The organism is Hansschlegelia quercus, assembly GCF_004310425.1.
Lineage (GTDB): Bacteria > Pseudomonadota > Alphaproteobacteria > Rhizobiales > Methylopilaceae > Methylopila > Methylopila quercus.
Genome location: NZ_SIUB01000001.1, coordinates 166,383 through 180,166, shown reverse-complemented (window position 1 = coordinate 180,166; position 13,784 = coordinate 166,383). Strand labels below are relative to the sequence as shown.

The 13,784-nt window shown below is 65.7% G+C and carries 10 protein-coding genes; 4 read left to right on the top strand and 6 right to left on the bottom strand.

Annotated elements, in window-relative coordinates:
- Positions 1-3: 3 nt before the first annotated feature.
- From ureC to ureE, 4 genes are read right to left on the bottom strand one after another with little or no spacing between them, the layout of a single operon-like run.
- On the bottom strand, positions 4-1,716 hold the full coding sequence (ureC, locus tag EYR15_RS00850; RefSeq protein WP_131001002.1) for an urease subunit alpha: 1,713 nt from the start codon (positions 1,714-1,716) through the stop codon (positions 4-6).
- A gap of 3 nt (positions 1,717-1,719) precedes the next feature.
- A complete protein-coding gene (locus EYR15_RS00845; RefSeq protein WP_131001001.1) occupies positions 1,720-2,415 on the bottom strand; it encodes an urease subunit gamma in 696 nt (231 codons plus the stop codon).
- 19 nt (positions 2,416-2,434) lie between these two features.
- Complete coding sequence (locus tag EYR15_RS00840) at positions 2,435-3,100, bottom strand: urease accessory protein UreF (protein WP_131001000.1); 666 nt, start codon at positions 3,098-3,100, stop codon at positions 2,435-2,437.
- Positions 3,097-3,561: an urease accessory protein UreE gene (gene ureE / locus EYR15_RS00835; protein ID WP_131000999.1), complete on the bottom strand. Its 465-nt coding sequence runs from the start codon at positions 3,559-3,561 to the stop codon at positions 3,097-3,099. Before ureE ends, EYR15_RS00840 begins: the two co-directional genes overlap by 4 nt.
- Before the next feature lie 334 nt (positions 3,562-3,895).
- Between ureE and EYR15_RS00830 the strand changes: the two genes are divergently transcribed.
- Complete coding sequence (locus EYR15_RS00830) at positions 3,896-5,413, top strand: amidase (protein ID WP_165455385.1); 1,518 nt, start codon at positions 3,896-3,898, stop codon at positions 5,411-5,413.
- Positions 5,414-5,561: 148 nt separating this feature from the next.
- On the opposite strand, the gene EYR15_RS00825 is transcribed toward EYR15_RS00830, so the two are convergent.
- Complete coding sequence (locus EYR15_RS00825; protein WP_131000997.1) at positions 5,562-7,367, bottom strand: methanol/ethanol family PQQ-dependent dehydrogenase; 1,806 nt, start codon at positions 7,365-7,367, stop codon at positions 5,562-5,564.
- 224 nt (positions 7,368-7,591) lie between these two features.
- Between EYR15_RS00825 and EYR15_RS00820 the strand changes: the two genes are divergently transcribed.
- The 3 genes from EYR15_RS00820 (at position 7,592) to EYR15_RS00810 (ending at position 10,453) form a co-directional block, all read left to right on the top strand.
- Positions 7,592-8,992 (top strand): histidine kinase, encoded by a 1,401-nt coding sequence (locus EYR15_RS00820; RefSeq protein ID WP_131000996.1) that lies wholly within the window; start codon positions 7,592-7,594, stop codon positions 8,990-8,992.
- A 3-nt stretch (positions 8,993-8,995) separates the two neighbouring features.
- Positions 8,996-9,676, top strand: coding sequence for a response regulator (locus EYR15_RS00815; RefSeq protein WP_131000995.1), 681 nt, complete (start codon positions 8,996-8,998; stop codon positions 9,674-9,676).
- A gap of 177 nt (positions 9,677-9,853) precedes the next feature.
- The gene (locus EYR15_RS00810; protein WP_131000994.1) at positions 9,854-10,453 is read left to right on the top strand and encodes a TetR/AcrR family transcriptional regulator; all 600 of its coding nucleotides are present in this window, start codon (positions 9,854-9,856) and stop codon (positions 10,451-10,453) included.
- A gap of 109 nt (positions 10,454-10,562) precedes the next feature.
- Here the strand turns inward: EYR15_RS00810 and EYR15_RS00805 are convergent, their stop codons facing one another.
- A complete protein-coding gene (locus EYR15_RS00805) occupies positions 10,563-13,778 on the bottom strand; it encodes an efflux RND transporter permease subunit (RefSeq protein WP_131000993.1) in 3,216 nt (1,071 codons plus the stop codon).
- Between the last annotated feature and the right edge of the window lie 6 nt (positions 13,779-13,784).

Below are 13,784 nucleotides of genomic sequence, written 5' to 3'. Positions count from 1 at the left end.
GCGTCACCTCAGCATGTAGCGCTGCGCGAGCGGCAGCTCGGTCGCGGGCTCGCAGGTCGCGAGCTCGCCGTCGACGAATACGTCGAAGGTCTGCGGGTCGACGCGGATGTTCGGCAGAGCGTCGTTATGCAGCATGTCGGACTTCTTGAGCCCGCGCGTGCCGCTCGCCGGCAGGAGCATCTTGGAGATGCCGAGCTCCTCGCGTAGGCCGCGCGCGATCGCGAGCGGGTGGACGAAGCAAGCTGAGAGGGCAGGGGCCGCCTTGCCGAACGCGCCCCATTGCGGGCGCAGCAGCATCGGCTCGCAGGTCATCAGCGAAGCCGCGCTGTCGCCCATCGCGCCCCAGGCGATGAAGCCGCCCTTGATCACCAGCTCCGGCTTGATGCCGAAGAAGGCCGGCCGCCAGATCACGATGTCGGCCATCTTGCCGTCTTCTAGCGAGCCGATGTGCTGGGCGATCCCGAACGTGCGCGCCGCGTTGATCGTGTATTTCGCGATGTACCGCTTGATGCGCGCGTTGTCGCCGAAGCCCGTCTTCTCCTCCGGCAGCAGGCCGCGCTGATCCTTCATCTTGGAGGCGAGCTGCCATGTCCGGCAGATGACTTCGTGAATGCGCCCCATGCCCTGACTGTCGGAGCCCAGCATCGAGATCGCGCCGATGTCGTGCAGCACGTCCTCGGCCGCAATGGTCTGCGCGCGGATCCGGCTCTCCGCGAAGGCCACGTCCTCCGGGATTGCCGGATTGAGGTGGTGGCACGTCATGGTCATGTCGAGATGTTCGTCGAACGTGTTGACCGTGTAGGGATTGGTCGGGTTCGTCGACGACGGCAGGCAGTACATCTCGCCCGCCACCCGGATGATGTCCGGCGCGTGGCCGCCGCCGGCGCCTTCGGTGTGGTACATGTGGATCGTGCGGCCGCCGATCGCGGCCAGCGTGTCCTCCAGGAAGCCGCTCTCGTTCAGCGTGTCGGTGTGCAGCTGAACCTGATAGTCGAGCTCGTCGGCGGAGCGCAGGCAGGCGTCGATCGTCGCCGGCATTGCGCCCCAGTCCTCGTGGATCTTCAGCCCGCAACACCCGGTCTCCAACTGCTCCTTGAGCGAGCCCGGAATGTGGCTGTTGCCGCGGCCGAGGAAGCCGAAGTTCATCGGCCAGGCCTCTGAGGCCTGCAGCATCTTGCCGGTGTTGAACGGGCCGCCGCTGTCGATGCCGACGGTGATCGGCCCGAGCGAGCCGCCGAGCATGGTCGTGAGGCCGCTCGCGAGCGCGTGGTCGACGAGACCTGCGGAATCGAAATGAACGTGAACGTCGATGCCGCCCGCGGTTGCAATCAGGCCTTCGCAGTCCCTGACCGTAGTGCCGGCGCCCACGATCAGCCGCGGGTCGACGCCGTCCATGATGGCGGGATTACCGGCCTTGCCGACGCCCACGATCTTGCCGTCCTTGATGCCGAGATCGCCTTTGACGATCCCGAGCACGGCATCGATGACCGTGACGTTGCAGAGCAGGAAGTCGAGCGCGCCTTGAGCGTTGGTGATCCCGGCCGCCAGTCCCAGCCCGTCGCGCAGCGTCTTGCCGCCGCCGTGCAGGCATTCATCGCCGTAGGTGGCGTAGTCCTTCTCCACGACTGCGACGAGCGAGGTGTCGCCGAGCCTCAGGCCGTCTCCGACCGTCGGGCCGTACATCGCGGCGTAGTCCCCGCGGGTGATGCTGACCATGTCTCAGGCTCCCCGGAAACCGGCCGCTCGGGCCTTGGCCAGCGCGGCCTCCTTGGCCGCAGGCGTGGTGGTGTCGCCGTCCGACAGCGCGTTCAAACCGCCGACGAAGCGCTCGCCCCCGAACGTCACCAGCTGGACCTCCTTGGTCTGGCCCGGTTCGAACCGGACCGCGGTGCCTGCCGGCACGTCAAGGCGCATGCCGAAGGCCGCCGCGCGGTCGAACTCCATGGCTCTGTTGACCTCGAAGAAATGGAAGTGCGAGCCGATCTGCACCGGCCGGTCGCCGCTGTTGGTCGCGGTCAGAGTGACGCGCGCGCGTCCCTCGTTGAGCTCGATCGCGCCTTCGAGCGCCAGCGTCTCGCCCGGACGGACGGGATCTTCGGCTGATCCCTCCGTAGGGCGGATCGGCTCATGCACGGTGACGAGCTTGGTGCCGTCCGGAAAGGTGCATTCGACCTGCAAAATGTGGAGCATGGCGGGCACGCCCTGCATCACGTCGTCGCTCGTCAGAACCGTCGCGCCGAAGCCGATCAGGTCTGCCACCGAACGGCCGTCGCGGGCGCCTTCCAGGATGTCGTCGGTGATGATCGCGACCGCTTCGGGATAGTTGAGCTTCAACCCGCGGGCGCGCCGCTTTCGCGCGAGCTCGGCTGCGGTGAAGATCGTGAGGCGTTCGAGTTCCGTCGGCGTGAGCAGCATGCGGGGATCTGGTCCGGAGTCAGTTCGAGAACAGGCGGAGGTCGGCGCGGGCATGGCGCGCGGCCGCGACGTCGAGGCGCGGCGAGAAACTTTCGATCCGGTCGGGGAGGGGCGAGGCCGCAAGCTCGGCGAGAACCGGCAGCAGGTGGCGCACGATCGTCTGCGCCGCGACCGCGCCCACGACGCCAAGCCTGACTGCGGCCGTCGTGTAATTCGAGATCGTCATGTAGCCGGAGGCGAGCACCGCGCCGGTGAGGTCTAGCCCTGCGCCGCGCCAGACCACGCCTTGCGTCACCGCGAGATGGCCGAAGGCGCGGCCGGCGCGGACGAGCGCCTGCCATTCGCCGGCGCCGGGGGTTCCGATCCTGACATGCGAGGCCAGCAGGCTGGCGCCGTTACGGCGGGAGCCTGCTCGGAACGGCTCCGAAACGATCGTCGTCTCGACCTCGTGGTCGACGCGCGCGACCGCGTCGAGATCCATGGCCCTGTCGAACGCCCTGACCATCGCGAGGCGGTCGGCGCTCGCCCAGCGGCGGCGGAGCGCACCCTCGATGACGGCCTCGAGGTCGTCGGCTGAAAATGCGCCCTCGGCGGCCGCCAGACCCTCGAGCCCGTTCGAGAAGGCGAAGCCGCCGCTCGGAAAGGCCGTGTCGGCTTGCCAGATCGCGAGCAGCGCGCCGATCACGCCGCGAGGTCTCCTGTGACGATCGTGGTCTCGATCGTGCGATCGGCCAGCAGCCCTTCCAACCGAGCGTAATACGCGTCGGCCGGGCCCTCCAGTGCGACCAGAAGGCATTCGCCGTCGAAGCGCACGCGCCAGTGCAGGTTCCCGGCGTGGTAGCCGAGCTCGATTGCGTCCGCGATCGTGGCGGGCTGCAGCCGCAGCCAGCGCTCGACCTCCGCCCGCACGACGATGGCTCGCGCGTCGTCGATCAGCAGAACCGCCCCGTCGAACAGCTTCTCGTCGCGCGGCAGGGCGATCGCGAGATCTTCGCCTGCCGGCGTGACGATCCTCAGCCGATGCCGCGCCATGTCCGCAAGCGGGATGGTGACGACGTCGACGGTCCCATGATGCTCGAGATGATGCAGGCGCTTGTGCATCGCGGGTTCGGATCGATCGCCGATCACGTGGTCGATGTGCAGCATGAATTTCGATTCCGCTGTCGCGCCTGTCGTCGCAGGCCGTTGGTGAGCTTGGACAGGTCCACGTCACGTCGGTCCCGATCTAAGCCCGGCGAGGCAAGCAAAATCCGATGCGAGTGGCGCACGGGCTGAACCTATCGATCGCCAGAGCCGAGCATTGACGTGGATACAAGCCTTCATGTTTCATTGCGCTAGATCGATCGTCTAGCTGTCTAGAACCCACGTCAAGCCACAACGGCGAATGACGGCAGGATTGGTCTACGAAACGACCTCACGCCCGGGAGCGCGGCGTGCGTGGACATGTCTTGAGCAATGCTCATCCAATTCGGAGACGAACATGACGTTGAGGCGGCCCTCGCGTGAAGATCTCACGGACATATCACAACGCCATCATCTGCGACTGACCGAGGCGGAGGTCGATGATTACTTCGATATCGTCAAAGACGTCATGGATGGGTACGATGAACTTGATCAGTATCCGGATCCCATCCGAGAGGTGACGCCCGCGGTTCGCGTGCCCGGCGCCCGACCCAGCCGCGAAGATGACCCTCTCAACGCCGTCGTCCGATATTGCAGCGTCCAGGCCGTGGAGCCCGTCGGGCCGCTGGCCGGCAAACGGATCGGCATCAAGGACACTGTCTGCGTCGCCGGCATTCCGACGACCTGCGGCTCCCGGCTATTGTATGACTATGTTCCGGACATCGACGCCACCATCGTGCGGCGCATCCTGGAGGCCGGCGGTCACATCACCGCCATGCTCAACACCTGCGACTTCGCCTTTTCCGGCGGGGGCCACACCAGCGCCTATGGCGCCGGTCTCAATCCGGCCAACCCCGAACACGTCGCGGGCGGCTCGTCCTGCGGTTCCGCGATCGCTCCGGCGACGGGGCTGGTGGATATCGCAATCGGCGGCGACCAGGGCGGGTCTATCCGCATGCCATCGTCCTGGTGCGGCACCGTCGGGCTGAAGCCGACCCATGGACTGGTGCCATACACCGGCATCGTGGGCTTCGACCAGACGATCGACCATATCGGCCCGATGGCGACGACGGTCGAGGACTGCGCCCTGATGCTCCAGGTGATCGCAGGCAAGGACGACACCGCGATTGACCCCCGCCAGCCCAGCACGATCGACGTTCCTGACTATCGCAGCGCCCTCGAAGGGGGACTGCGCGGGCTCAAGATCGCGGTCGTGAAGGAGGGCTTCGGCATGCCGGAGTCGATGCCCGAGGTCGACGAAGCCGTGCGCGCCGCGGCCGAGCAGCTCGCCAGCCTGGGAGCGGAGGTTCGCGAAGTTTCCGTTCCTCAGCATCGCTGGGTCGTGCCGATCTGGAACGCCATCGCCATCGAGGGCGGCGTCGACAGCTTCTATCACGGCCATGCCGCCTACCAGACGAAGGGCTATTTCAACACGCGTCTGATGTCGGCTATGTCCCGCGCCATCGTCACGAACGGGGGAGACTTCTCGGCGACGGCGAAGATGGGCGTGATCATGGCCCACTACATGCGCGAGAATTATCAGGGCGTGTTCTATGGTCGCGCTCAAAATCAGTCGCGCGCTTTGACGGCGGCCTATAACCGGATTTTGGCCGAGGCCGACCTCGTCCTGATGCCGACCACCCCGCAGACGGCGCACGTGCTGCCGGAATCGGTGGAGAAGGACCGCAAGACCTATGTCGGTCAGGCGCTTAATATGGTCCAGAACACGGCTGCCTTCGACTTGACGGGCCATCCGTCGATCTCGGTGCCGGTCCACGGCGTCAAGGGAATGCCGATCGGCCTGATGCTGACCGGTCGGCATTTCGACGACGCCACCGTGCTGCGCGCCGCGCACGCCTATCAGCGCGCCGGCTGAGCCCCTAGCCAGATAAAAAAACGGCGGCGCACTTGGGCGCCGCCGTGTCCATAAGTTTCGCGTCGGTCAGAGGGAGGAGGAGAGCCCGACGCGCATAGGCTATGGAAAGTTCGTCGAGGCGCCGCGCGGAGCGGCGCCTCAGACCTCGTCAATCCCGAAGGGTGAAGACGGTGAGCTGACCGCCGAGCGCGGTGTAGTTCGCGAGCGCTGCATAGCCGCCGACGGCTCCAAGGCCTTCGCTGCTGCCGCTCAGACCGGCCGCGAGGCCGATGCCCGCCCAACCGCCGACGCCCGAGAGCACCGCGACGTACTGCTTGCCCTTGTGCTCGTAGGTGATGACGTTGCCGATGATGCCCGACGGGGTCTTGAACTTGTAGAGCTCCTTGCCCGTCTTGGCGTCGACAGCCTTCAGGTAGCCTTCGAGCGTGCCGTAGAACACGACGCCGCCGGCCGTGGCGAGCGCGCCGGACCACACGGAGAACTGCTCCTTGTTGGACCAGACGATCTTACCCTTGACGTTGTCCCAGGCGATGAAGTTGCCCATGCCGCCATGGCTGTTCGGCGCGGGGTACATCGAGAGGGTTGCGCCGACATAGGGCTGACCGGCTGTGTACGAGACGCGGAACGGCTCGTAATCCATGCAGACGTGGTTGGTCGGGATGTAGAACAGCTCGGTCTTTGGCGAATAGGCCGATGGCTGCTGATCCTTGGTGCCGAGAGCCGTCGGGCAAATGCCCTGCGAATTCTCGTCTTCGCCGTTCTGCTCGGTCGAGTACTTGGCGACGACCAGCGGACGACCATAGGTCTTGGACGACTTGTCCATGTCGACCTTGGTGGCCCAGTTCACCACCGGATCGTACTTCTCGGCGACGAGAAGTTCGCCGGTTTCGCGGTCGAGCGTATAGGCGAAGCCGTTGCGATCGGGATGAGTCAGAAGCTTTCGCTCCTTTCCGCCGATCTTCTGATCCGTGAGGATCATCTCGTTGACGGCGTCGTAATCCCATTCGTCATGCGGCGTCAGCTGGTAGACCCACTTGGCGATGCCGGTGTCGGGATCGCGGGCCCAGACGGTCATTGACCACTTGTTGTCGCCGGGACGCTGCTTGGGGTTCCAGGTCGAGGGGTTGCCTGAGCCGTAATAGATCAGGTTCAGCTTCGGGTCGTAGGAGTACCAGCCCCAGGTCGAGCCGCCGCCCTGCTTCCACTGGTCGCCTTCCCAGGTCTTGAGCGACGAATCCTTGCCGATCGGCTTGCCGAGCTCGGTGGTCTTCTCGGGATCGACGAGCATCTCTTCGTCGGGGCCCATGGAATAGGCGCGCCAGGCGAGCTTGCCGGTCTTGAGGTCGTAGGCGGTGAGATGGCCGCGGACGCCGAATTCGCCGCCCGAGATGCCGACGATCAGCTTGTCCTTCACCGGCATGACCGTCGCGGTGTTCGTCTCGCCCTTCTTCGGGTCGCCGTTCACGACCGACCACTTCACCTGGCCTGTCTTGGCGTCGAGCGCCACCACGGTGGTGTCCGCCTGCTCGAAATAGATCATGCCGTCGGCATAGGCGACGCCGCGGTTGACCGTGTCGCAGCACATCACCGGAACGACGTTGTTCGCCTGACGCGGCTCGTACCGCCAGAGGATCTTGCCTTCCTCGTTGAGGTCGAGCGCGTAGACGACGTTCGGGAACGGCGTGTGGACATACATCACGTCACCGACGACGAGCGGGCCGCCTTCGTGGCCGCGCAGCACGCCGGTCGAGAACGACCACGCGACCTGCAGGTTCTTGACGTTGTCTTTGGTGATGTCGCCGAGCTTCGAGTAGCGGGTGTTGGCGTAATCGCCGGTCTGGATGCCCCACTGCTTGGGGTCCTTGACGATCGCCTCGACGCTGTCGTTCGCCGAGGCGGGCACGATTCCGGCGAGCAATGCCGCTCCCAGGCCGATAATCATCGCGCGTTTCATGGACGTCCTCCGGAGGAGCGGGAAAACAAGGACGCGATCTGCCGCGCCCGCGGTTGGCCCGAAGGCGTTCCGTCCCGCTGAGAACCCACAAACTGCGAAAAAGCCCGGAAATCCGTAGAGCGATCTTCCCAGGGTTGGCTGGGAGAATCTCCCGATTTTGGCGGAGGCGCTTGATTCCGGATCGTCAGTCCGGGACACAAGGCATTGAAACGAAAGTCGAAGCCATGTCCCTGCTGGCGAAACTCATTCTGCGCGTCCTTGCCGTCGTCGCGCTCTGCCTGGCCTGCGCGGGGGCGTGGACAATGGTTGAGGCGAACAACGCGATAAAACGCGAGGTCGTAGCGACAGCCGACCGGATGGAGCGCGAGTCCCGCAATCTCGCTTGGCGCGAAGTCATGTTCCCCGGGAACGAAGGCTCGCACGCCAAGCTGGCCTTTCCAGAATGGCGCAGCTCCGACACCCTGCGGATTGTTGGCCCGGGCTATTGCGTCCGGCTTGAGTGGACTGGCGACGTGCCGGCGAGCATCTGCGGCGGCGGCCCTGAGTCCGGAACTGCGCCGGCCTGGTTCGTGAAGCTCAACGACCTGCTGTTCGGCGCATTCGAGCCTGTCGAGCGAAGGGTGATGGTCGGCCGCCACGAGGTTGGTTCGATCGCTGCGCAAGCTGACGCCGGCGCTGCCGCTCAGCAGGCTTGGCGGCAGGTCAGCGTCGTCGTCGGGGTCGCCTCGGCGATGGCGGCGGCGATCGGATTGCTGACGGTGGCCTTGATCGGACACGCGCTGCGTCCAATCGAGATCATCATCCGCGGGTTGAAGCTGCTGGAGCGGGGCGACCTGTCGGTCCGGCTGCCGGACTTCGCCGCGCGCGAGTTCGCGCATGTGGCCAGAGCCTTCAACGAGCTGACGGAGCGCCTTGCGCTGTCGACGGAGCAGCGCGCGGCCGTCACGCGCAGGTTGTTCGAGGTCCAGGAGGACGAGCGACGCTCGCTCGCCCGCGACCTGCACGATGAGTTCGGCCAGTGTCTGACCGCCACGCGCGCGCTCGCCGCGGCGGTCGCTAGCGCAAGCCTCAAGGATCGGCCGGACCTCTCAGAGAGCGCGCGAGAGATCGGCGTCATCAGTGAAGGCATGGCCGCAACATTGAAAAGCACGCTGTCGCGCTTGAGGCCGCCCGAGCTCGAGGACATCGGGCTAGAGCAAAGTCTCGAACATCTGGTGGGCAGCTGGAACGCCCGTATCGGGCCGGGGTCGGGGCCGCGCTTCCAACTGAAGGTTCATGGGGGACTCCAAGACGCGCCGGCCGAGATCGCGCTGACGATCTACCGTCTGGCCCAGGAGGGGCTGACCAACGCGGTGAAGCACGGCGCCCCGCAGGCGATCGCGATCACTGTCGAACGACGAAACGCGCCTGAGCCGCAGATCACTGTGACGGTCGAGGACGACGGCGGCGGCGCTTCTGTCGAGCCTGTGGGCAATCAGGGGCAGGGTCTGCTCGGCCTGCGCGAACGCGTCGAGGCGCTCGGAGGTCAGTTCCTTGCCGAAGCTCGCGGCCGAGGCGTTCGTCTTGCCGCGGCGCTCCCGCTCAAGTCGGTCGGTGCGGCTCGCGCTACGTCTGAAGCAGCTTGATCGATGGGCGAACGCACCATTCTGCTCGCCGATGACCACCCGGTCGTTCGCGCTGGCTACCGCAAGCTGATCGAGCAACAGCCGGGTTTCTGCGTCGCAGCGGAGGCCGACACGGCGTCCGCGGCCTACCTCGCATACCGCCGCTCGCCGACGGACATCGTCATCGTCGACCTCAGCATGCCCGGCTCAAGCGGCCTCGAAGCGATCCGCCGAATAAGGGCCTTCGACCACAAAGCGCGCATCCTCGTATTCACCATGCATGACGGCCTCTCTTATGCGCTTAAGGCCTTCGAAGCCGGCGCCGCCGGATACGTCACCAAGAGCAGCCCGCCGGAAGCGTTGATCTCGGCGATGTCCGTGATCGCGCAGGGCGGTAAGTCGGTCAGCGACGACATCGCCCGGCAGATCGCGGCCGAGCGGCTCTCTGGCCGAAGTTCGCCGATCAACGGGCTCGCGCCGCGGGAGGTGGAAATTCTGCAACTGATCGCTTCCGGCATGACCACCGACGAGATCGCCGACGCGCTGTCGCTCAGCCAGAAGACGATCCAGAACTATCATTCGGGCATCAAGGCGAAGCTCGACATACGCACCGACGCCAATCTGGTCTGGGTGGCGATCGCCGCAGGCCTGATTGAGATGAAGTCGGCAACGCCTGTTGCAGAAGTCGATGCGTCAAGCAGCTAGCGGGCGCGTGTGCTACCTGCGCTATCCGCGCCTAAGATCTCGGAGCGCGGGCCGTCTCGAGGGCGCCTAGCGTTGCGAGACAAGGCTGATGGGCGAAAGGAGAATGCCCGGTCGCCTCGACGCATCTCGGCGCCGACACTATATCGGTCGGTATGAAATCGCAGGATGCGACCAGTCATGGGTAGGCCGAAGGAGTTCGACGTCGACGAGGCGCTTTGCGCCGCGCTGCAGGTCTTCTGGCGGCACGGCTTCGAGGGCGCGTCGCTGACAGAGCTGACGGAGGCCATGGGCATCACGCGGCCGAGCCTCTACGCGACCTACGGGAACAAGGAAGAGCTGTTCCGCAAGGTGCTCGACCGCTACGAGCAGAACCATTTCTGCTTCGTCGCCGAGGCGCTCAACGAGCCGACGGCGCGCAGGACGATCGACAAGCTGCTGAAGGGTTACGCCGACGTGCTGACCGACCCGATGCATCCCCCGGGATGCCTCGGCGTGAACAGCGCCGTCTGTGGCGGCGGGGAAGGCGACGCCATCCGGAGCGAGCTGATCGCGCGGCGGTCGCTCAGCGAGGAGACCCTGCGCAAGCGCCTCGACCGCGCCGCCGCCGAGGGCGAACTGGACGCGGGCGAGGATCCGGCCGACTGGGCGCGCTACGTCATGTCGGTCGGTCTGGGCATGGCGGTGAAGGCGTCATCGGGCGCGACGCGCGCCGAGCTCTACAAGGTGGCGGAGCTTGCGCTTCGCGCTTTGCCCGCCTGCGAGCGCCAGCCGGCTTAAAGTTTGTTTCTGCCCTTGGCCTGAAAAACAGCGGAGGCCGCCGTGGGTTGCACGGCGACCTCCTGCTCAAGACCATCGGAGGAATGGGACACATTTTCCTCCGACGATCTTAACCGACGGACGTTCCTGAATTCGGCAGCGCATGAGGCGCGGCATGGTGGCCGGCGGGCTCGACCGTGCCGGCGCCCTTGAGCTTGCGCCCGCCCGCGAGCGCACGGATCACGACGTAGAACACCGGCGTCAGGAACAGGCCGAAAGCGGTCACGCCGATCATCCCCGAGAACACCGCCACGCCCATCGCCGAACGCATCTCGGATCCCGCGCCCGTCGAGGTGACGAGCGGCAGCACGCCCATGATGAAGGCGAGCGACGTCATCAGGATCGGCCGCAGCCGCAGGCGGCTCGCTTCGATGGCTGCCTCAAACGGCGTACGTCCCGCGATCTCCAGCTCGCGCGCGAACTCGACGATCAGGATGGCGTTCTTGGCCGACAGGCCGACCAGCACGATCAACCCAATCTGGGTGAAGACGTTGTTGTCTCCCCCGGACAGCCAGACCCCGGTGAGCGCCGCCAGGATGCCCATCGGAACGATCAGGATGATCGCGATCGGCAACGTCAGGCTCTCATACTGGGCGGCGAGAACCAGAAAGACGAGCAGGATCGCGACAGGGAAGACGATCAACCCCGAATTGCCGGCGATGAACTCCTGGTAGGTGAGCTCGGTCCATTCGAAGGAAAAGCCCTTTGGCAGGGTTTCGGACGCGATCCGCGCGACCGCCTCCTGCGCCTGGCCGGTCGAAAAGCCGGGCGCCGCGCCGCCGTTGACGTCGGCGGAGAGGAAACCGTTGTACCGCATGGCGCGCTCGGGACCTGCGCTCGGCTTCACCGTCAGCAGGGCGGAGAGCGGGATCATGTCGCCCGAAGCCGACTTCACCTTGAGGAAGCCGACATTCTCCGCTCGAGCGCGATAGGCAGAGTCCGCCTGCACGCGCACCGAATAGGTCCGGCCGAACTTGTTGAAATCGTTGACGTAGAGCGAGCCGAAATAGATCTGCAGCGTGTTGAACACGTCCGAGATCGGCACGCCGAGCTGGCGCGCCTTCGTGCGGTCGATGTCGGCGAAGAGCTGCGGCACGTTCACCTGGTAGGAGGAAAACAGGCCGGCGAGTTCCGGCGCCTGGGCGGCCTTGGCGAGAAACCCCTTGGTCGCCTCGTCGAGCGCCGCATAGCCGAGGCCGGCCTTGTCCTCGATCTCGAACTTGAAGCCGCCGATCGTGCCGAGGCCCTGCACCGGCGGCGGCGGGAACATCGCGATGATGGCGTCCTGGATGCCGGCGTAAGCGCCGTTCAGCTTCATGGCGATCGCGCCGGCGCTCAAGGACGGGTCCTTGCGGTTCTCGAACGGCGACAGCGTCACGAACACGATGCCGGCGTTGGATGAGTTGGTGAAGCCGTTGATGGAAAGGCCAGGGAACGAAACCGCGCTCTGCACGCCGGGCTGCTTTAGCGCGATCTCGCCCATGCGCTTGATCACGTCCTCCGTGCGGTCGAGCGTGGCGGCATCGGGAAGCTGTGCGAAGCCGACGAGATATTGCTTGTCCTGCGCCGGCACGAAGCCGCCCGGAATCGTGCGGAACAGGTGCCCGGTGACGCCGATCAGGCCGACATAGAGGACGAGAAGGATCATCTTCCGGCCGATCGCGAAGCCCACGCCCTTGCCGTAGGACCGCGACCCCCAGGAGAAGGCGCGGTTGAAGCCGCGGAAGAACCAGCCGAACAGCAGATCCATGCCGCGCGTCAGCCTGTCCTTCGGCGCGTCGTGGCCCTTCAGCAGAAGCGAGGCGAGCGCCGGCGACAGCGTCAGCGAGTTGATCGCCGAGATGACGGTCGAAATCGCGATCGTCAGCGCGAACTGCTTGTAGAACTGGCCGGTCAGGCCGGAGATGAAGGCGAGCGGCACGAACACCGCGATCAGCACCAGCGCGATCGCGACGATCGGGCCGGAGACCTCCTGCATCGCCTTAAGGGCGGCGTCGCGGGGGTTCAGTCCTTCCTCGATATTGCGTTCGACGTTTTCGACCACGACGATCGCGTCGTCGACGACGATGCCGATCGCGAGCACCAGGCCGAACAGGCTGAGCGCGTTGATCGAAAAGCCGAAGAGATGCATGACCGCGAAGGTGCCGATGATCGACACCGGAACGGCGATCAGCGGGATGATCGACGCCCGCCAGGTTTGCAGGAACACGATAACCACCAGCACCACGAGAGCGACTGCCTCGAGCAGGGTGTGAATCACCGCCTCGATCGAGGCGCGCACGAATTGCGTGGTGTCATAGACAATCGAGTAGTCCACGCCGTCCGGCATGTTGGCCTTGATGTCGCGCATTTCAGCCTGCACGCGGTCGGCGATGTCGATCGCGTTCGAGCCGGGCGCCTGGAACAGCGGGACCGCGACCGCCGACTTGTTGTCGAGCAGCGACCGCAACGCATAGTCGGACGCGCCGAGTTCGATGCGGGCGACGTCGCGCAGGCGCACGATCTCGCCGTTTGCGCCCGACTTGACGATGATGTCGCCGAACTCCTCCTCGGACTGGAGGCGGCCCTGCGCGTTGACGGAGAGCTGGAGGTCGACGTCCGACGGCGTCGGCGAGCCGCCCACGACGCCCGCCGCCGCCTGCACGTTCTGCGCGCGGATCTCGGCCACGATGTCGGAGGCCGACAGGCCGTGCTCCGCGACCTTCTGCGGATCAAGCCATACGCGCATGGAATAGTCGCCTGAGCCGAACAGCTGCACCTGACCGACGCCAGGGATGCGGGCGAGACGGTCCTTCACGTTCAGCACCGCGTAGTTGCGGAGATACTTCGAGTCGTAGCGTCCGTTCGGCGACGTCAGATGGACGACCAGCGTGAGGTCCGGGGAGGACTTCACCGTCGTTACGCCGAGCGCGCGGACCTCCTCCGGCAGCCGCGGCTCGGCCTGGCTGACGCGGTTCTGCACGAGCTGCTGGGCCTTATCGGGATCCGTTCCCAGAGCGAAGGTCACGGTCAGGGTCATGACGCCGTCGGTCGTCGCCTGGCTCGCCATGTAGAGCATGTCCTCGACGCCGTTGATCTGCTCCTCGATCGGCGTCGCGACTGTCTCCGAAATGACCTTCGGATTTGCGCCCGGATAGGTGGCGCGCACCACGATCTGCGGCGGGACGACGTCCGGATATTCCGAGATCGGCATGGCCCGGATCGAGAGCAGGCCCGCGAGGAAGATCACGGTCGACAGCACGCCGGCGAAGACCGGGCGGTCGATGAAGAAGCGGGAGATGTTCATGGCCGA